The 18,145-nt window shown below is 64.6% G+C and carries 17 protein-coding genes and 1 pseudogene; 7 read left to right on the top strand and 11 right to left on the bottom strand.

All coding sequences use genetic code 11. The features are described 5' to 3' along the window. Positions 1 to 9 precede the first annotated feature (9 nt). From J7346_RS05705 to J7346_RS05695, 3 genes are all read right to left on the bottom strand, one after another. Entirely contained in the window at positions 10 to 507 is a 498-nt protein-coding gene (locus J7346_RS05705) for a hypothetical protein (RefSeq protein ID WP_209118661.1), read from the bottom strand. 67 nt (positions 508 to 574) lie between these two features. Beyond that, positions 575 to 1,087, bottom strand: a complete 513-nt coding sequence (locus J7346_RS05700; RefSeq protein ID WP_209118659.1) for an NUDIX domain-containing protein — start codon at positions 1,085 to 1,087, stop codon at positions 575 to 577. 348 nt (positions 1,088 to 1,435) lie between these two features. Beyond that, a complete protein-coding gene (locus J7346_RS05695) occupies positions 1,436 to 3,025 on the bottom strand; it encodes a recombinase family protein (protein ID WP_209118657.1) in 1,590 nt (529 codons plus the stop codon). Positions 3,026 to 3,338: 313 nt separating this feature from the next. Here J7346_RS05695 and J7346_RS05690 point away from each other — a divergent pair, with 313 nt between their 5' ends. The 3 genes from J7346_RS05690 to J7346_RS05680 all read left to right on the top strand — a co-directional run bounded on the left by J7346_RS05690 (position 3,339) and on the right by J7346_RS05680 (position 5,636). Then, positions 3,339 to 4,676: a hypothetical protein gene (locus J7346_RS05690; protein ID WP_209118655.1), complete on the top strand. Its 1,338-nt coding sequence runs from the start codon at positions 3,339 to 3,341 to the stop codon at positions 4,674 to 4,676. 94 nt (positions 4,677 to 4,770) lie between these two features. Further along, positions 4,771 to 5,109 (top strand): helix-turn-helix domain-containing protein, encoded by a 339-nt coding sequence (locus J7346_RS05685; RefSeq protein ID WP_209118653.1) that lies wholly within the window; start codon positions 4,771 to 4,773, stop codon positions 5,107 to 5,109. Beyond that, positions 5,109 to 5,636: a hypothetical protein gene (locus J7346_RS05680; RefSeq protein WP_209118651.1), complete on the top strand. Its 528-nt coding sequence runs from the start codon at positions 5,109 to 5,111 to the stop codon at positions 5,634 to 5,636. The genes J7346_RS05685 and J7346_RS05680 overlap by 1 nt, the downstream gene beginning before the upstream one ends. Positions 5,637 to 5,705: 69 nt before the next feature. On the opposite strand, the gene J7346_RS05675 is transcribed toward J7346_RS05680, so the two are convergent. The 7 genes and pseudogenes from J7346_RS05675 to rdgB all read right to left on the bottom strand — a co-directional run bounded on the left by J7346_RS05675 (position 5,706) and on the right by rdgB (position 14,563). Continuing rightward, positions 5,706 to 7,622, bottom strand: coding sequence for a ParB/RepB/Spo0J family partition protein (locus J7346_RS05675; RefSeq protein ID WP_209118649.1), 1,917 nt, complete (start codon positions 7,620 to 7,622; stop codon positions 5,706 to 5,708). 1,758 nt (positions 7,623 to 9,380) lie between these two features. Further along, positions 9,381 to 10,430: pseudogene (locus J7346_RS05665) on the bottom strand (YifB family Mg chelatase-like AAA ATPase); the annotation flags it as partial. Positions 10,431 to 10,513: 83 nt separating this feature from the next. Then, a complete protein-coding gene (gene gshB / locus J7346_RS05660; RefSeq protein WP_209118646.1) occupies positions 10,514 to 11,461 on the bottom strand; it encodes a glutathione synthase in 948 nt (315 codons plus the stop codon). A 15-nt stretch (positions 11,462 to 11,476) separates the two neighbouring features. After that, positions 11,477 to 11,896, bottom strand: a complete 420-nt coding sequence (locus tag J7346_RS05655) for a YraN family protein (RefSeq protein WP_209118644.1) — start codon at positions 11,894 to 11,896, stop codon at positions 11,477 to 11,479. Beyond that, complete coding sequence (rsmI, locus tag J7346_RS05650) at positions 11,893 to 12,774, bottom strand: 16S rRNA (cytidine(1402)-2'-O)-methyltransferase (RefSeq protein WP_209118642.1); 882 nt, start codon at positions 12,772 to 12,774, stop codon at positions 11,893 to 11,895. The genes J7346_RS05655 and rsmI overlap by 4 nt, the downstream gene beginning before the upstream one ends. A gap of 42 nt (positions 12,775 to 12,816) precedes the next feature. Next, entirely contained in the window at positions 12,817 to 13,968 is a 1,152-nt protein-coding gene (gene hemW, locus J7346_RS05645) for a radical SAM family heme chaperone HemW (RefSeq protein WP_209118640.1), read from the bottom strand. Next, a complete protein-coding gene (gene rdgB, locus J7346_RS05640; protein WP_209118638.1) occupies positions 13,961 to 14,563 on the bottom strand; it encodes an RdgB/HAM1 family non-canonical purine NTP pyrophosphatase in 603 nt (200 codons plus the stop codon). Before rdgB ends, hemW begins: the two co-directional genes overlap by 8 nt. Positions 14,564 to 15,025: 462 nt before the next feature. On the opposite strand from rdgB, the gene J7346_RS05635 reads away from it, so the two are divergent. Genes J7346_RS05635 through J7346_RS05625 form a run of 3 tightly spaced genes read left to right on the top strand, consistent with a single transcriptional unit; the run spans position 15,026 to position 16,383 of the window. Next, entirely contained in the window at positions 15,026 to 15,601 is a 576-nt protein-coding gene (locus J7346_RS05635; protein WP_209118635.1) for a DUF2975 domain-containing protein, read from the top strand. A 19-nt stretch (positions 15,602 to 15,620) separates the two neighbouring features. Then, a complete protein-coding gene (locus J7346_RS05630) occupies positions 15,621 to 15,866 on the top strand; it encodes a helix-turn-helix transcriptional regulator (protein WP_209118633.1) in 246 nt (81 codons plus the stop codon). After that, the gene (locus J7346_RS05625) at positions 15,850 to 16,383 is read left to right on the top strand and encodes a Smr/MutS family protein (RefSeq protein ID WP_209118631.1); all 534 of its coding nucleotides are present in this window, start codon (positions 15,850 to 15,852) and stop codon (positions 16,381 to 16,383) included. Before J7346_RS05630 ends, J7346_RS05625 begins: the two co-directional genes overlap by 17 nt. A 78-nt stretch (positions 16,384 to 16,461) precedes the next feature. Here the strand turns inward: J7346_RS05625 and J7346_RS05620 are convergent, their stop codons facing one another. Next, positions 16,462 to 16,944, bottom strand: a complete 483-nt coding sequence (locus tag J7346_RS05620) for an Hsp20 family protein (protein ID WP_209118629.1) — start codon at positions 16,942 to 16,944, stop codon at positions 16,462 to 16,464. Positions 16,945 to 17,231: 287 nt separating this feature from the next. Between J7346_RS05620 and J7346_RS05615 the strand changes: the two genes are divergently transcribed. Beyond that, a complete protein-coding gene (locus J7346_RS05615) occupies positions 17,232 to 18,011 on the top strand; it encodes a class I SAM-dependent methyltransferase (RefSeq protein WP_209118627.1) in 780 nt (259 codons plus the stop codon). Positions 18,012 to 18,145: the final 134 nt, after the last annotated feature.

The following is an 18,145-nucleotide window of genomic DNA, read 5'->3' as shown; positions in this document are numbered from 1 at the left end:
CGAGTGCACTCAGAACTGGAGGATGATGTGCGTGTCTCTCGAAGGAGACGAGTCCTCGACAGCGGAGATGTCCGAAATCTGGAAAACGACGTAAGTCATGCCGGCGATGTTTATCACCGACAGAAGCGTCAAAAACCACATGAAGTAGCTGATCACGCGATTGCGAAAGACGCGTTTCAGAAAGGGCGTAGGCGGTCGGCCGCCCAAAATCTTTTGAACGTCCTGCATGCCGCTGGTAGTCGCAATGGCAAAAGTCGCCTTGGGATTCGAAAGCCCTGGCACGCCTTGGTGAAGGTCGAGCGCATGCTCAAGAACGGTCTTCTTGAAGACCGTCGCTTGGTAATAGTCACGGCCTCGGTGAATGGCGCTAATTCCGATTATCGCCATGGTTATTCCAATAAAGAAGAGCGCACCACATAGCAGCAGCGCCCCATTCGTATCAGCACCCGTCAAGAGGCCAGTCGCAACCGCAATGATGCCGCTGTTCACCACGGCATAGTATTGCATCCGATCCCAGTTTAGCCGGACCTCAAAGCGATACTCTTCGATCGCAATTTTATAGAGCTCAAATAGCTCAGCCCTGCTGGGCGAAGTAGGCTGCCCAGAGGTGCCTGAAGGTGGCGGTGAAACGATCGGGGTATGTGTCAACTTCCGCCCTCAGTATATCCGGCTGGACAAACCGAACCCGATCCACCTGTTCTCGATCAAGAGTGAACGGGCCCTCTCCATGCGCCTCGAAAAGGGTGATGAATTTTGTTGCTCCCAGGTCAGGCATCGACGTCTTTAGAATCAGGCGAGGTATGACAGCGTGCATGCCAAGTTCTGCGCCCATCTTCCTTCGGGCAGCTTCAGCATATTTCTCTCCGGCAAGTACGTACCCTGCGACCGAGCTTCCCCACCGACCTTCGCTTCGTTGCCCCTTCGCTATGTACTGAAGCAGGACCGCGCCATCGCTATTAAATACAAAAACATGGGTCACGCGAAAATTCACTGGGGTTTCGGGCAGATCCTTTCGATTCACGACGCCCAGCGTGACATCCCCATCGCTTACCTGACTGATCTGCGCGCTAGTTCGTAGATTGCCCATACAGGTCGTTCTCATCCTACCATTGGCAAGAATCAGGAGTCGGCGGAATTATGGGACCAAGGGTGACTGAGTCGGGTGCGAAAAACTAGATATTTGCTATCTATTGGGGATAAGTTGCCTGCCACTACCAAATCTAGGGTAGGGAGCTGCCTGCGATCTCCCGCATCTCTCCTCCCTGACGCGCTCACCCCCCCGAACCAGGAGAAGCTCCAAGCGGAAGGGTCTTTCTCGTGCCCACTCGCGCTCTTCAGGCATGGCGTTGGGCACATAACGATTAAGGATGATGTCGCCCAACTTGAGCTCTGGGCTGTTGCTTTGATGCATAGATACTCACGGTTTGACTTGGGGCTATGCGGCGCAAGCGCGCTCCCCGTCGGGTGAATCTGGCTCACGTGGGATACCCAGTTCCGCGGCAAGCCGCCGCACGTCAGGAGGTTTTGCGCTCGGCGCATGGCGAACCATGCTCGCTACGAATACTGCGCCCTCCTTTCGAGGCTCGACCCGAAACGGTGGACCGTTATGCGAAAATCGCCATTTCGCGACCTCGTCAAACGGATATTTCAGCCTAAATCCTAGGCATTTCCCGTCTGCTACAAGGTTCGAGGTTGTGTCTTGGAGCGCATCGCGCTTCTCGGCGATAAATCCAGAATCGAACCGTAAACAGGCGGCTTTTCCGAGTTCGAGCTTTTCCAGTAGCTCAACCCACGGGCTCTTCGAGGCAGGGGCCTCCAGGGCGTCGAGCAAACCCCGCTTCTCGGCCAGCAGACTGGCCTTGCGATGATCAAAGGTCTCACGATCGATCGTGGCGTCAAGGTAGGCGTCTGTCAGGCGTGTGAGGCGATCCTCGCATCGCCCAAGCGCCATCTTGAGTGTGTGTTTGTGCTTGGTGATGTCTTCGGCTTGGGTGACGTTAGCGGCGGCTATCACACGCTGCAGATCCGCCAACTCCGTGTCGTCAAAGGTGAGGGCGGATAACATCTCTCGGACATCACGTTCGACATCGACCTCACGGATCGAGGTACCGCGACACGTCTTTGAATGACAACGATAGTAGATGTGACCCTTCTGGCGTTCTCCAATCAGGGAGCGGTTGCAGCGGTCACAGCGGATCATGCGACGATAGAGAAGATCATGCCTTTCGGTCGCCTCACCGATCCGGCCGGACATGACCGCCTGGACTCTGTCGTACATCGCCTTGGTCACAAGCGGTTTGTGGCAACCTTCAAAGGTCTCTCCGGTGCGCTCTATGCGGATGAGGCCCATGTAGAAAGGGTTGTGGAGAATGTACGCCAAGCTGTTTTTGGAGATTGGTCGCCCCGTTCGGCCGCGCAATCCCCGCTCTCGCATAGCTCCTGCGAGTGAACTGAGCGAGTAGTGGGCTGTGCCGTATCGTTCGAAGGCTTCACGCACGAGCGGACCCTGATGCGGGTCAATCTCCTTGGCCTTGGCCTTGCCCCGGTTGAGATACCCAACCGGGGCGGGAAGCGGGTAAAATCCCTGCTTCAGGCGACCATAGAATCCCTTACGTACTTCCTGTCTCAAATTGCGAATGTAGTCTGCCGCCACCACGGCTTGAATGTCGGCCGAAAGGCGTCCCCCTCGTGAGGCTAGGTCGAGGCTCTCGTGGGCGAAATGGACTTCGATCCCTCGATCAATCAATTCGCCAAGATGTGCCCAGTCCTTGAGGTTTCGGGCACTGCGATCGATTTTATGAATGATGACGCCGGCAGCCTGTTCCTTGCCGAGCGCGCTCAGCATTCGATTGAACATGCGCCTTCCGAGTTTGGCGGCCGTTTCTCGTTCCTCAAACCACTCGGCGACCGTGAGATCATTCTTACGGGCATAGACTTCGATAGCGCTCTTCTGTTCTTGGAGGGATGAGCCGCGCTCCCCCTGCTTCACAGTCGAGACGCGGGTGTAGGCAAAATAGACTTTCATAGGGGGGATGACCCCTCAACTGTACGATGGGTGAGGGATTCCTGCGAATCCCGGTCTCGCCGGGCGAGCTCCCGCTCGCCCCATCGAACCAAGGTCATTCCGAATCGAAGGAGCGCTGCCCTTGCCTCTTCGCGCTTCTCAGGCGTTGCATCGGGGATATAGCGGTTGAGGATGTAATCACCCGGTTGTGTGTCTTGGCTTTCCATCTGGAAAGCCTGCCCGCTCGGGAAGAGGTCACACAGGGTGATGTCCATGTACCGAAGGCATTGACCACCCCATACCGTCGTCACACTCGCGACCGCACACTGGTCGCATGCCTGCTCAAACCACTCCTATCGTCTCGCGGGTCTGTGACGACGGAACGCTCATCGAGGCCCTGTACGACGTCCACAAGTCCTCAACGTCCCTCGCGATCTGTACCCCCGATGGCCGGGTGTCCATTGCACCGGACTTCGCGCTGCCAAACGGTGAGTGTCTGGTTGCCTATTCCGCCGCCAACAATCTCCTTTCAACCGGCTGCGTCCTTCTGCCCTCTGCCGTCGGGGACTTTGAGGACAAGGGGGACTTGGTGCGGGACATCCAGGCCTTCCTGCATCGCCACGTCGATCTCTCCCCCGTCTTTAAAGAGATCTCCGCGCACTATGTATTGCTCAGCTGGGTCCACGACGCCTTCAATGAGCTCGGCTACCTCAGATTCCGGGGCGATTACGGGACCGGCAAGACGCGCGCGCTCCTCGCCGTAGGGTCGCTTTGCTACAAGCCCTTCTTCGCGTCGGGTGCCTCAACCGTCTCGCCGATCTTCCATGTGCTCGACGCAATAGGCGGCACTCTGGTCCTTGATGAAGCCGACCTGCGCTTCTCGGACGCCACCGCAGACCTCACCAAGATTCTGAACAATGGAACGGTGAAGGGACTGCCGGTCTTGCGCACCATGTCCAACCGGCACCGCGAGCTCAATCCTCATGCCTTTCGGGTCTTCGGACCCAAGCTCATCGGGATGCGTGAGAGCTTTGCCGACAAGGCCCTTGAGAGTCGCTTTCTGACGGAAGAGACCGGCGTACGTCCGCTTCGCTCGGATATTCCGATCCATCTCCCCGAGAGTCTGTCGGTAGAGGCGACCGCCCTCCGCAATCGGCTCCTCGCTTGGCGCTTTTACGCCCGGCATCGTGTGGGACCCGATCCGGCCCGCCTCGTCCCGGGCCTTGAGCCACGACGGAACCAGACTGCGCTAGCGCTTCTGTCACTCGTTGACGACGAAGTGGTTCGGCAGCGGATCGCCACGGCGCTCGTGGGCGAAGAGGCGCGCGTGCTCAACGAGCGCGCCTCCTCTTTCGAAGCCACGATGCTCCGTGTGCTCCTTCACGCTTTCGAGAGGGCACCCAAAGCTCCGGTATCGGTGTCGGACGCCACGCGATTGTTCAATGAGGCCCAGGACCCGGACGAGCCGCCTCGCAGTTGCAAGTGGGTTGGAAGCGTCTTGCGCACGAAGCTGAGACTCCGAACGGAACGCGTGAGAGGGGTCTATGTGATCCCGCGAAGCGAACGGCGTATGGTCGAGACGCTCGCTGTCCGCTACGGCATCGTTCAACCGAACGCCGTGGCAGATCAGGCGGCGCCTGGATTTGCGCGCGCAGCGCGCGCGTATGCATAGAGCGCATAGATTACCCCCATCAAAAGCATGTCTATTCGGGCGAGTATGGTTGGAGCGATCCCCTTTATTCCGGTCGCTGCTAACCCACGCCCTCATGCCCCACATCACCTATGTGCGTCGCACCCGTCGGCGCTGGGCGCTCTCGCAACCTGAGCTCGCCCAGCTATTAGGAATCTCACAAAGCGTCATCTCCCGCATCGAAACCGGCGACCTTATTCCCGGGACTTCGCTGGCCTTCGGTTTGCAAGTCATCTTTGGCCAGTCGCCACGCGCTCTGTTTCCGGGCCTCTACAGTGCTGTCGAAGATACCGTGATGACCCAGGCGGCCGAACTTGATCGCGCGCTCGGAGCGCGGAAGGACTATGCCACCGAAACCAAGCGACGCCTTTTGACCGCTATGGCCCATCGTGCCGATGCTAGCCCAAGCGCGTAATGAGCGCCCATCCTTCGAACCTGACGCTCGCCGTCCATCCCGACCGCCATGGATTTGGATGGGTCGCGTTTAGCAGTCCTTTCTACGTCTATGATTGGGGTCGATCAGAGGCCCGTCGCAACAAGAACAGCGTGTGCCTCTCCAAGATCGGGGCACTTATTGATCGCCTCTCTCCACACACCATGGTCCTTGAGGCCCACGAGCGGCCTGACGCCATCCGTGCCGACCGTATCACGCGGCTCTGTCGCGCCATTAAGGCGTTCGGCGCAGACCGAGGCCTAGAGGTTGCGGTCTATACTCGGGCTGACGTAGCCGCCACATTCCTCACGGTTGGCGCCCGAACGCGCGACGAGATTGCTGAAGCGGTGGCGCGCCACGTGGATACCTTTCACCACCGCCTGCCCAAACGCCGCAAGCCGTGGCATGCGGAGGATACGCGGATGTCGCTGTTCTCAGCTGCCGCGCTCGTGCTCACCCACTATCGGCTCGGTGCGTCCACGCTGCTCGACGACCTCCAGCAGACCTGATCCTTCACAAGTAAAGCAGCCGGAGCCCTGAGGGCTCAGGCCGCTTCGTAATGGGGGCCGTTGTGATACTCAGGCAAGACGGGTCTGATCGCTCTTTTTACGACCAAGCCGTAGGGGCTCGGGCAGCCAGCCCGTGCCCCTGATCAGCGTCTCGGCGAATTCGGCCATCACGTCCTTCTTTGCCCCTTCGAGACGGCGGGAAGCCTCGGAAGAGACGGCTTCGGACACCGCCTCAATGATGCGGCCCTTACTCACGCGGGAGAAGTAGCTCTCGGCGGTGGGCTGCCAGTAGGCATTCATATCGAGCGACAGATTGCGGGCCAGGTCACTCGCCGTATCGTCCTCGCACCAATCGCGGTCCCGGCTCACAACCGCATTGACCGTGAGCGAGACGCAGTGGGCGAGCAACGAAAGCCGCTCCTTGTCCGAGAGCGTCAAGACGAAGGACCGGGGACCTTCGTCATGCGTGACCAGCCGGATGGCCCATGTCTCGTGTCGCGCGCGCACCGCCCGGCCTGCGGGGCTTTCCTCGATACCCGCTGCCCACTGGGACAGAGCGGTGTGATGGGGACGGATTTGGAGGAGGTTCCCTTCCCCGATGCAGTCCTCGAAGGTCCGCATGACCAAAGCATGGAGCAGTTCGATCAACGCCACCTTGGGCTGACTAGCGAGCGCGTCCCTGAGGGCCATAGTGCGATGCGCGGTGAGGTCCGCCACCAGTTTGTCGGACAAGGGCGCGGGACTTTTTTGGGCAGTGAGGCCGTCGATTGGAGGGTCGGTGTCGACTTGCTCCCCCTCTGCCTTTTCTGCTTCGGGCTCCTTCTCAGGCCGTTCTTCCTCCGTCCGAACGTAGCCATAGTCGATGCGGGCTTGCCCACTGTCTCCAAGCGTTACGAAGGCTCCGGCACTGGCCATGTCAGCGGGATCAAAGCACAGCCGACCCGCTTCAATCGCATCGATTTCGCGAACGATCTCCTGATATCGGGCCTCGCATTCGTCGGTCCATTCCTCCGTGGTCTGGAGGTCTTCTTGCTCGGATCGCAGAGCGGCGACGGTGTCTTCCTCCTCGGGAGTACGATTCCGAAGCATGGGACGGACGCGCCGAAGACCATGCTCAACGTCCAGCGATGCCCATTTCCAGCCGTCTGCCACCACCTGCTCGGCAACAGACAGCAGCTTTTCGCGGACCAGTCGGTCGAGTAGCGCCGGATCGGCAAGATAGCCGCCTCCGTCCTCCGCAAAGAGATCGCGCTCTACGACGCCGCCGGCTGCCTGATACGCTTCGATGCCGACGAAGATCGCCCGGCGCTCTCTGGCAGACACGCGGTCCCGGGTGAGGTGTCGCCGGATGGTATAGGGGTTGCGATCATAGCTGGGCAGGTTCTCCCACACGCTTTCCTGTCGGCAATGGTCCTCCGTCACGGTGAAGGCCATCAACTGGTCGAGAGTCAGGTCGCCGCTCCGATAGTGCTCCATGAGGCGAGGACTCACCGCCGCAAGACGAAGGCGCTGACGCACCACGGTCGCGGTGACGCCAAAGCGAGCGGCGATATCTTCCGCTCCCAGACCGCGTTCTTCGGCCAGACGGTGGAAGGCCTCGAACTGGTCTGCCGGATGCATGGCGGAGCGGGTGACGTTTTCGTCGAGACTGATTTCGTGGGCGTCATTTTCCAGATCGATCAAGCAGCGGATCAGCTCTGTTTTTTCGATCTGCCTCCGCTTGACCCGTAGCAGTTGGGCTTGCCTGCGTCCTTCACCAATGGTGACGAAGTAGTTGCCGGTGGGGCTTCCTGTCTCGTCGCATTCTGGCTCGACGACCGGGGACTGGAGCATGCCCTTGGCAGCGATACTGGCGGCCAACGCCTCAATGGCGTCCGTCGTGTGCGGGGTCGTACGCGCATTGCGCGGGGACTTCTTCAGCAGGTTGAGCGGAATGAACAGGACGCTTCCGTGGTCAGCGGTGGGGGTATCTACAGTGGTTGTCATGGTCTCTCTCCGTTGGGTTGGGGTGTGGACGCAAAGCGCGCCACACCCCTGCCCGTCGGCGAGACTGGGGGTAGCAAAGGCCAGGGCGAGGGGCCGGAGGGGGATCACCCGATCTGCACGGAGTCGAAGACGAAGGAAGATTGGGGATACCGGCTCCTCGGCGGCGCAGCCGCGACCCCTGGCCGGCGCGAGGGGCAAGGCCCCTCAGCTCTTCCTTCAGGCTTGGCCTTCCGCCGGAAGCGCGTAGACTCTGCCACGAAGGGAGACTGCCATGGAGACCAGCCCCACTCGCGAAGTGTCCAAGCCCATCGGGATCTGGCTGCGCGTATCCACCGAGGATCAAGTCCGCGGCGAAAGTCCAGAACATCATGAACGCCGCGCTCGGGCTTATGCAGAGGCCCGGGGCTGGGAGGTTGTTGAGACCTATCGACTGGAAGCCGTGAGCGGCAAGTCCGTGATGGGCCATGCCGAAGCCAAGCGGATGCTCGCAGACATCCGGAGCGGTGCGATCTCGGGTCTCGTCTTCTCCAAGCTCGCTCGCCTCGCCCGCAACACCCGAGAGCTGCTCGAGTTCTCAGAGATTTTTCGGGCCTGTGGTGCGGACCTCGTTTCATTGCAGGAAGCGATCGACACGAGCTCCCCTGCCGGCCGGCTGTTCTTCACCATGATCGCCGCTATGGCGCAGTGGGAGCGAGAGGAGATCGCCGAACGTGTCCAAGCATCCGTTCCGGTGCGGGCGAAGCTAGGGAAACCGCTAGGGGGTGCCGCTCCGTTCGGGTACCGCTGGGTCGACAAAAAACTTGAGCCGCATCCTGACGAAGCACCGGTGCGAGTGCTGGTCCACGAGCTGTTCCTCGAACATCGTCGGCGCAAGACCGTAGCCCGCATCCTCAATGAGCGCGGCTACCGAACACGAAACGGTTCTATGTTCTCCGACACGACCGTCACGCGGCTCCTGGAGGACCCCACAGCGAAGGGGCTCCATCGGGCGAACTACACGAAGACCAGTGATCGAAACCGTTCGTGGCAGCTGAAGCCCGAGAGCGAGTGGGTATACACATCGGTCGAGCCGATCATTTCGGAAGCACTGTGGGATGAGTGCGCGCGACTAGTCGCCACGCAGCGTGCTGGCGTGAAGCGCCCGGCTCGAAAGTCTGCACACCTGTTCTCTGGCTATGCCTTCTGCGACTGCGGCCAGAAGATGTACGTCTGGAAGGCTTCGCCCAAATACATTTGCTCGGCCTGTCGCAACAAAATCCCCGTGATGGACCTCGAAGCCATCTACAAGGAACAACTCCATCACTTCCTCGTCTCGCCTGACGAAATCGAGGCACATAACCGCGCTGCGGCCGAAGCGATGAATGAGAAGTCGCGCCTGATCGTTGCGGCTGAAACCGAACTGAAGCGGATTGCCTCAGAGGAAAATACCGCGTTCCAGCTCTATGCAGCCGGGGAGCTCTCGAAGCAGGATTTCGGCCGGCGACACCGCCCACTCTCCGAGCGCCGGACGCAGCTAGAGGAAGAGCTCCCGCGCCTCCAGGCAGACCTCGACGTTCTGCGGATATCGACCGCCTCACGAGCCGAGGCCCTGGGCGAAGCTCGCAACCTCACTTCCCAATGGGAAGAACTGCCGCACGAGGAGAAGCGACAGATAGTTGAAGCGATCACTGATCGCATCACGGTCGGCCGGGCCGACGTGGAGATAGCTCTCCTGCACCTACCGGAAGCCGGAACAAGAGGTAACAAAGCAACACGGCCACAGGGGTTCATGGCGGCCACCAGCTGGACCCGCGCCGGATAGCGCACATGGGCGTTGGCGCGCGCCACGATCACCTCGCCGGTCTCCAGCGGCTGGCGCAGGGAATCGAGGGCCTGGGGCGAATATTCGGGCAGTTCATCCAGAAACAGCACGCCGTTGTGGGCCAGCGATACCTCGCCCGGCTTGGCCCGGTGCCCGCCGCCGGTCAGGGCCGCCATCGACGCTGAATGGTGGGGCGCGCGAAAGGGCCGTTCGCGCGTCAGGCCCCCGCGCTCGATCAACCCGGCCATGGACCAGACCATGGAGGTCTCGAGCAGCTCCTTTGGCGTAAGCGGCGGCAGCAGGCCGGGCAGGCGCTGGGCCATCATCGACTTGCCCGAGCCGGGTGGTCCGATGAACAGCAGATTGTGCCCGCCGGCCGCCGCGATCTCGAGCGCGCGCTTGGCGCCTTCCTGACCGCGCACCTCGTTCAGGTCGGGCACCGGGCCGTTCGACTTGAGCGGGCCCGGACGCGGCGCGCTGAGCACCTGACTGCCCTTGAAATGGTTGATCAGACCGATCAGCGAGCGGGGCGCCAGCACGGCCACATCCGGACCCGCCCAGGCGGCTTCGGGACCATTGGCCTCGGCACAGATCAGCCCCAGCCCCATGCCGTTCGCCGCCACTGCGGCGGGCAGGGTGCCGCTGACCGGCACGATCCGGCCGTCGAGACTCAGCTCACCCAGCGCGGCCCAGCCGTCCAGTGCATCGGGCGCGATCACCCCCATGGCGGCCAGCAGGGCCAGGGCGATCGGCAAATCGAAATGACTGCCCTCCTTGGGCAGGTCGGCGGGCGCCAGATTGGCGATGATCCGCCGCGACGGCAGCGCCAGACCGATCCCGGCAAAGGCGCCCCGGACCCGCTCGCGGCTTTCGGCCACGGCCTTGTCCGGCAGTCCGACGAGGGTGAAGCTGGCCTGGGTGCCCTCGCCGCCCAGAATCTGGACCTCGGCATCGACGCGCCGGGCATCCACCCCGTCGAACGCAACCGTCACCACCCGCGCGACCATGACCGTCCCTCCGCTCCCGCAGACAGGAACAGATCATGAACGAACACTGGTTGTCAAATGCCGGGTTGTGAACCCGTGTGGGCTCAACCGGCCGTCCGCTTCGCCTCGATCACCTCCCACATGCGGTCGGTGGCATCGATGCCGGTAAAGCGCTTCAGCTGCTGCGCCCCGGTCGGGGAGGTGACGTTGATCTCGGTCATCCAGTCCCCGATCACATCAATGCCGACGAAGATCAGGCCGCGCTCCCTGAGCGTCGGGCCGATGGCGGCGCAGATTTCCTTGTCGCGCGCGGTCAGTTCGACCGGCTGGGCCGTGCCGCCTACGCGGAGGTTGGAGCGGACCTGATCCTTTTGCGGGACGCGGTTGATCGCCCCGACCGGCTCGCCATCCACCAGCAGGATGCGCTTGTCGCCCGCTGACACGGCCGGCAGGAATTTCTGGATGACCAGAGGATCGCGCGAGCCCATGGCGTGGATCTCGACCAGGGCCGCCAGATTGGGGTCGCCGGCCTTGAGCCGAACCACGCCCGAACCGGCGGCGCCATGCAGAGGCTTCAGCACCACATCGCCGTGGCGTGCATGGAAGTCAGTCAGTTGCACCACATCGCCGGTGATCATCGTCGGCGGGGTCAGGCCCTGGAATTGCGCGACCAGCAGCTTCTCCGGCGCCGAGCGCACCTCGGCCGGATCGTTCACCACCAGGGTGTGCGGATGGATGGTCTCGAGCAGATAGGTGGCCGTCACATAGGCCATGTCGAACGGCGGATCCTGACGCATCAGGACGACATCGACATCGGCGCCGAGGTCCAGCCGCACCCGGTCGCCGAAGGTGGCGTGATCGCCCTGTTTCTCCTGAACCGTGACGGGACGCGCCCGGCAGAACAGCCGCCCGTCTTCCAGCGCCAGGGTGCGGAAGTCATAGACCCACAGCCGGTGGCCGCGCGCCTGTCCTGTCAGGGCCATCAGAAAGGTGGTGTCCGAGGCGATGTCGACCGCTTCCATCGGGTCCATCTGGATGGCGACCTTGAGCATGGCGGACCTTTCGGATCAGAGACGATAGCGGCCGTCGAGGTCGGTCTCGGCGGCCAGACCCCGGATATGGCGCGGCAGACGCCCGGGCGCCAGTGCGATCAGGTCCAGCCGCAGGGTCAGGGCCCTGAGACCCGGCCGCGATTTGCGCACGGCGGCGGCGGCGCGCACCAGCCGACCGTGCTGGACGGGGCCCAGCGCTTCAAGCGCGGCCTCGCGCGTGGCGCGGCGCTTGACCTCTACCGCCGCCAGCACCCGGCCCTTGCGGGCGAGGATGTCCAGTTCGCCGTGGCGCGTCTTCAGCCGGAAGCCGAGGATCTGATAGCCCTTCAGCATCAGCCAGACCGCCGCCGTCCATTCGGCGGCGTGACCTTCGGAGTGGGCCAGCCGGCCCTTGCGGGTCCGTCCCTCGCGCCGGTCGGGGACGGTCGGGGTCACCGGCCCGACAGCTCCAGCGCGCGGCGATAGACCTGCTTCCGGGGCAGGCCGAGGCTTTCGGCCACGCGGGCGGCGGCCTCGGACACCGAGCGATCGGCCAGTTCGGCGGTCAGGGCCTGATCGAGGGTCGCGGCATCGGCCGGCGCCTCGGCGGCAGGCCCGATGACGATCACCATTTCGCCCTTCGGCGACTGGCAACGCGGGTCACCGGCCAGCTGATCGAGCGGCCCCCGCACCCATGTCTCGTATAGCTTGGTCAGTTCGCGGGCGACGACGGCGTCGCGCTCGCCCAGAACCTCGGCCATGTCGGCGAGCGAGGCCGCCAGACGCGGGCCGCTTTCGAACAGCACCACCGTCTGGCCGGGCGCCTTCAGCCCCTCCAGCGCCGTGCGCCGGGCGCCCGATTTGGCCGGCAGGAAGCCTGCGAACAGCACCCGGTCGCTGGGCAGACCGGCCCCGGTCAGGGCCGCCAGCAGGCTGGAAGCTCCGGGAATGGGGAAGACCGGCAGGCCCGCCGCCACCGCGGCCCGCACCACCGGATAGCCAGGATCACTGACCAGCGGCGTGCCGGCGTCGGACACCAGCGCCACCACCTGCCCGGCCTCGAGCCGCTCCAGCACCTCGGGGATGGCCCGTTCGGCGGCATGGTCGTCGCAGCGCTCCAGCCGCGCGCGAAGGCCATAGGCGGTCAGCAGACGCGCGCTGACCCGTGTGTCCTCGGCCAGCACCAGATCCGCGGCGGCCAGTACATCCAGCGCCCGGAGCGTGATGTCGCGCAGATTGCCGATCGGGGTCGACACGACATAGAGGCCGGGGTCGACGCGGCGGGGCGGCGGGGCAGTGCCCGTCCAGAGCGGGGGAGCGTCGGGGTCAGTCATCGGCGGGAACGTGCCAGCCGCGAGGCACCACCTCAAGCACGTTCAGGTGAGCAGCGCCTTCAGCACGCCATCCAGCACGGGGCGCCCCTGTGCGGTGGCGACGATCCGGTCACCCGTGCGGACGAGGAAGCCGTCGGCCACCAGATCACCGAGCGGAGCGGAGTCCACCGACAGGCTCAGCCGCCCCAGCCGGGGGAGAGCCACCCCCTCGACGGTGCGCAGGCCCAGCAGCACCGCTTCCTCATCGGCCTCGGGGGCGGACAGGGCTGTGACCTCCGACCAGGGAGACCCGGTCGCGACACCGGCGACATAGTCGGCGACGCGACGATGGGCGACGGTCGCGGTGCGCTGGCCGTCGAGGGTCAGGCGCCCATGGGCTCCGGGGCCCAGACCCAGATAATCGCCCGCCCGCCAGACATGCAGATTGTGCTGCGAGCGGGCCGCCGGATCGCGGGCATGGTTGGACACTTCATAGGCCTCGAACCCCGCTTGCCCGAGGATCGACTGGGTCGCGTCATAGAGATCGGCGGCCAGGGCCTCGTCCGGCGGGCTCCAGACGCCGCGCCGGACGGCGCGCCCGAAGGCGGTCTCGGGCTCAATGGTCAGTTGATAGGGCGACACATGCTCAAAGCCGCTGTCGAGGGCCCAGAGCAGTTCGGCGCGCCAGTGGTCCACCGTCTGGCCCGGCCGCGCATAGATAAGGTCGATCGACAGCCGGTCGAAATGGCGCCCGGCGAGGGCGACGGCCCGCCGGGCCTCCTCGCCCGAGTGGTTCCTCCCGAGGAAGGCCAGCGCGGCATCATCCAGCGACTGCACCCCCAGCGATAGCCGCGTCACGCCGGCGGCGGCAAAGGCGGCGAAGCGGTCGGCCTCGGCGTCCGTGGGATTGGCTTCCAGCGTCACCTCGACCGGATCGGTCGTCGGGAACAGGTCGCGCGCCCGCGCGATCACCTCGGCCACCCGGCCCGGTGGCATCAGGGAGGGGGTGCCGCCTCCGAAGAAGATGGACACCAGCGGGCGCGGCCCCAGCCGGGCGGCCTGGGCCTCCAGATCGGCCAGCAGGGCGTCGGCCAGCGCACCGGCCTCGGCCTCACGGCCACGGGCCCGCACCACGTTGAAGTCGCAATAGGGACAGATGCGCGCGCAGTACGGCCAGTGGACGTAAAGGGCGACACCCGGCGGGGCATCAGTCAATCAGGGCGTCTTTCAGCAGGGCGAAGGCGCGGGCGCGGTGGCTGATGCTGTCCTTGTAGGTCGGCTCCATCTCGCCAAAGGTCTGGTCGTGGCCTTCGGGGATGAAGACGGGATCGTAGCCGAACCCGCGCTCACCCCGCGGCGGATAGGTCAGGGTGCCGTCCACCCGTCCCTCGACCACCACGGCCGGCCCCTGCGGCCAGGCCACCGCCAGCGCCGAGGTGAACCAGGCGAGGCGGTCGTCCGAGCCGATCTCTTCCATTCGCTGTTCGACCTTGGCCATGGCGTGGGAGAAATCCTTGTCCGGTCCGGCCCATCGGGCGGAAAAAATGCCCGGCGCCCCGTCGAGGGCGCGCACGGACAGACCCGAGTCATCGGCCAGCGCCACCAGCCCCGAGGCCTCGGCCGCATGGCGCGCCTTCAAGAGGGCATTTCCGGAAAATGTGCTCTCGGTCTCGTCCGGTTCGGGCAGATTCAGATCACTCATTGTGACGACGTCGTAATTTCCATCCAGCAGGGCGGAAATCTCGACCGCCTTGCCCGGATTGTGGGTCGCGACGAGCAGCTGCATCCCCTTGATTAATTTGAGTTTCATCGGGCGGGTCACTCCACGGCTCAGGATTGCCAAAGTTTAACATCGTTAAACGATATGTAACGTGATTTCTCGGCGGGGCAGGGCTATCTATTATTTCAAGGACGAGGGGTTGCAACGTTCTTGCCGAAGGCTCAAAGCGCAACCACATTTCAACCGCGCGAAAATAAGCGCAAAACCCGCCCTCTCAGGGCACTATGGAGAAGAACAATGAACGCCATGCCTGTCACCATGATGATGGACCGTATCGGCACCGTCGTCCTGAACGTCGCCCTTCTGGCCGCGATCCCGACCGCCCTGGTCGCCTTTCTCGTCCAGTCCTTCTGATCCGGCCCGGCCTTGAAGTTTCCGACTTTGACGCTGCCCACAAACACCGCGATTGTAGAGTCCGCGCGGGCCTGAACGGCCGGACACCCGCGCGGCGATCGCCCTGATCGCCTGTCGATCCTGCCGGCGAGCCTTCCGATGCGCCTTCCTTCGCCTCGATTTCCCCGCCGTATCCTTCCTGCCTTCCGGGCGCTTGGTCCCGGTTCCGTATCCAGCCTGCTGAAGACCGCCCTGGATATCGCCTACGGCCTCCTGATCCTCATGACCCTGCTGGCCTGTCTGGTCTTTGCCGTGGTCGCGGTCATTCCCATGGACCAGGTCGGGCTGACGGTCATGTCCGACACCGGCGGCACCCGCATTCCCCTGCCCCGCGCCCATGCCCTGTTCGGGATCGGCGCCTTCATCGGCTATTTCGGCGGCTTCGCCCTGATCCTGCGCCATCTGCGGCGGATCTTCCGCACCCTGACGCTGGGCGACCCCTTCCATCCCGACAATGTCAGCCGTCTCAAGCAGATCGGCCTGATCCTCGCCATCGTCACCGGCGGGGTCTGGCTGGGCCAGATGCTAGTCTCGCGCCTCGCCCGCGGCGTGATGGACCCGCCCAGCCTGTTCAACCTTGTCACGCCGGCCTTTTCCGTGCTCGTGGTCTTCGTGCTGGCCGAGGTGTTCCGCGAGGGCGCCCGCCTGCGCCGCGAATCCGAACTGACGATCTGAGCGTACCCCCGAGAGACCCATGGCCATCCGCGTCCAACTTGATCGGCTGCTGCTGGAGCGGCGCATGTCCCTGACCGAGCTCAGCGACCGGGTGGGCGTGACCGTGGCCAATCTGTCCATCCTGAAGACCGGCAAGGCCCGGGCGGTGCGATTTTCGACGCTGGACGCCCTGTGCCGCGAGCTGGGGTGCCAGCCGGGCGACCTGCTGACCCAGGACCCGGGGCCGGCCGGCGGCGACGAACCGGTCGATGACCCGCGAATCTGATCCGCCGGTCGAGGATGGCGCGCCGCTCTGGCGGCGGGTGACCTCGACCGTGACCCCGCTGGCCCCGCGCCGGATGCCCGTCGAGGCCATGCCACCCATCGACACGGCCCCGACCCGGCGACCCCGCGCCGCCTCGGGCCAGCCCCCGGCGGCGCCGCCCGCCCCGGTCGTCCGCCCGCAGAGCCCGCCCGCGGACCTCGACGCCCGCCGTCACCGGCGTCTGGCGCGCGAGCGCGATCCGATCGAGGCGCGACTGGACCTGCACGGCCATGGGCGCTTCCAGGCCGAGGATGTGCTGACGGAATTCCTGACGCGCTGTCAGACCCGGGGGCTCCGCGCCGTGCTGGTGATCACCGGCCACGGCCGGCGCGCGGGCGGCGGCGAAGGCGTGATCCGCGCCTCCCTCCCCGAATGGCTGAGGGGGCACGCCCTGCGCGGCGTGGTCGCCGCCTATGCCCCGGCCCACCGGCGCCACGGGGGCGAGGGCGCCTGGTACATCACCCTGCGCCGCAGCTAGGCCGCACACGAAAAAGGCCCGGATGGCGAACCACCCGGGCCGGAAGTCGATTGGGGATTTACAGGAAGACCAGCCGGCTTACGCGGCCTTCTTCTCGATCTTCGGCTGGGGCCGCGACTGGGCCTTGCCCTCGATCGCCGACGGACCGGTCACGATCTCGATCTGGCGGGGCTTGAGCGCCTCGGGCAGCTCGCGCTTCAGATCGACGGTCAGCAGGCCGTTCACCAGCCGGGCCTCGGTCACCACCACATAGTCGGCCAGCTGGAAGCGACGCTCGAAGTCGCGCTCGGCCAGGCCGCGATGCAGATAGGTGCGGTCCTCGCCGGTGTTCGCCTTCTTGCCGGTGACGGTCAGCAGGTTCTCCTTGACCTCCATCGTCAGCTCTTCGGGCGTGAAGCCGGCGACGGCCAGCTCGATCCGGTAGGCATTCTCGCCGGTCGTCTCGATATTGTAGGGGGGCCAGCCCGCCTCGCTGGTGCGCGCGGCGCTCTCCAGCATGCCGGCCAGACGGTCAAAGCCGACGGCGGAACGGTAAAGGGGGGTCAGGTCAAAGGTACGCATGTCATCCTCCTGGGATCAGCAAGGTTGATCCGCCCGGCGATTTGCCCGGACGGCGGGGTGATGGGCGATACGACCCGCTCTGCGGCGCCGCTCGTCCCGGGAGCCCGACATCGGCGCTCCTGAACAGGGATTTGGGATGGCGTTTCCCCCCGTCAAGAGGCGGGCGATTGCGGATGATGCGAAAATCGGTCGCGGCCCCGCAGGACGGGCCGGGCCTTTGATCGCTTGCCCTCGCGCCCCGGTGCCTTAAGGCTCTCGGGCTGACCCCCTGATCGAGGAATTCGACGATGTCCCACGCCCCTCGCCTGCCCCTGCTCGTGATCGCCGGCCTTGCCCTGGCCAGCCCCGCCCTGGCCCAGACGCCCCGTCCCGCGCAGGACCCGGCCCTGATCCGGCCTATGGTCCAGGAGGACGAGGTGCTGAAGGCCGCGATCGCCTCGGACAGCCGCGCCGAGGCCGACCGGGCGCGCGACGTCTATCGTCATCCCTATGAAAGCCTGACCTTCTGGGGCCTGCGCCCCGGCCTGACGGTCGTCGAGATCGAGCCCGGCCGGGCCGGCTGGTGGAGCGAGATCCTCCAGCCCTACGCCGCGGCCACGGGGGGCCGCTATGTGGCCGTGAACCGGCCGCTGGAGACCATGGGTGTCGCGTCCGGGGAGGCCGACTTTGTGCTGGTGGCACGGGCCTTCCACAACTGGCACCGCGCGGGCCGCACCGATGCCTATATGGCTGCCTTCTTCGACGCGCTGGCCCCGGGCGGCATCCTCGCGGTCGAACAGCACCGTGCCCCGGCCGGATCGGACGTCGATCAGACCGCCGGCACCGGCTATGTGCCCGAATCCTATGTGATTTCCGCAGCCCTCAAGGCAGGCTTCGAACTGGAGGCCTCCAGCGACCTCAACGCCAATCCGGCCGATGATCGCCAGCACGCCTTCGGGGTCTGGACCCTGCCCCCCGTCCGGCGCAGCGAAGGCGATGGCCGGGTGCTGACCGAGGCCGAGCGCGCGGCCTACGACGCCATCGGTGAAAGCGACCGGATGACCCTGCGCTTCCGCAAGCCGGAATGATTGCGCACGACGGCTTTGACCCTGCCTGCGAAGCTGGGTAAGCCGGTCAGGCCGTCGGCCCGCCCGGCGTCGCCCACCCGTGACCGCACCCGAGAAGTGTCCCTGGAACGCGACATGTCCGATCCGACCCCGCC

The sequence above is a fragment of the Brevundimonas sp. A19_0 genome, assembly GCF_017744255.1.
GTDB lineage: Bacteria > Pseudomonadota > Alphaproteobacteria > Caulobacterales > Caulobacteraceae > Brevundimonas.
The sequence above is the reverse complement of the archived record's forward strand: the minus strand, read 5'-3'. Positions and strand labels throughout refer to the sequence as shown.

What these genes read in the sequence shown, in the direction of transcription:
- J7346_RS05700 (WP_209118659.1), bottom strand. Translation starts at nt 1,087, where the DNA reads ATGGGCAATCTACGAACTAGCGCGCAGATCAGTCAGGTAAGCGATGGG.
- J7346_RS05630 (WP_209118633.1), top strand. Translation starts at nt 15,621, where the DNA reads ATGGCCATCCGCGTCCAACTTGATCGGCTGCTGCTGGAGCGGCGCATG.
- J7346_RS05695 (WP_209118657.1), bottom strand. Translation starts at nt 3,025, where the DNA reads ATGAAAGTCTATTTTGCCTACACCCGCGTCTCGACTGTGAAGCAGGGG.
- J7346_RS05690 (WP_209118655.1), top strand. Translation starts at nt 3,339, where the DNA reads ATGCCTGCTCAAACCACTCCTATCGTCTCGCGGGTCTGTGACGACGGA.
- J7346_RS05635 (WP_209118635.1), top strand. Translation starts at nt 15,026, where the DNA reads ATGCGCCTTCCTTCGCCTCGATTTCCCCGCCGTATCCTTCCTGCCTTC.
- J7346_RS05680 (WP_209118651.1), top strand. Translation starts at nt 5,109, where the DNA reads ATGAGCGCCCATCCTTCGAACCTGACGCTCGCCGTCCATCCCGACCGC.
- J7346_RS05615 (WP_209118627.1), top strand. Translation starts at nt 17,232, where the DNA reads ATGTCCCACGCCCCTCGCCTGCCCCTGCTCGTGATCGCCGGCCTTGCC.
- J7346_RS05620 (WP_209118629.1), bottom strand. Translation starts at nt 16,944, where the DNA reads ATGCGTACCTTTGACCTGACCCCCCTTTACCGTTCCGCCGTCGGCTTT.
- J7346_RS05685 (WP_209118653.1), top strand. Translation starts at nt 4,771, where the DNA reads ATGCCCCACATCACCTATGTGCGTCGCACCCGTCGGCGCTGGGCGCTC.
- rsmI (WP_209118642.1), bottom strand. Translation starts at nt 12,774, where the DNA reads ATGACTGACCCCGACGCTCCCCCGCTCTGGACGGGCACTGCCCCGCCG.
- J7346_RS05675 (WP_209118649.1), bottom strand. Translation starts at nt 7,622, where the DNA reads ATGACAACCACTGTAGATACCCCCACCGCTGACCACGGAAGCGTCCTG.
- J7346_RS05625 (WP_209118631.1), top strand. Translation starts at nt 15,850, where the DNA reads ATGACCCGCGAATCTGATCCGCCGGTCGAGGATGGCGCGCCGCTCTGG.
- rdgB (WP_209118638.1), bottom strand. Translation starts at nt 14,563, where the DNA reads ATGAAACTCAAATTAATCAAGGGGATGCAGCTGCTCGTCGCGACCCAC.
- J7346_RS05705 (WP_209118661.1), bottom strand. Translation starts at nt 507, where the DNA reads ATGCAATACTATGCCGTGGTGAACAGCGGCATCATTGCGGTTGCGACT.
- gshB (WP_209118646.1), bottom strand. Translation starts at nt 11,461, where the DNA reads ATGCTCAAGGTCGCCATCCAGATGGACCCGATGGAAGCGGTCGACATC.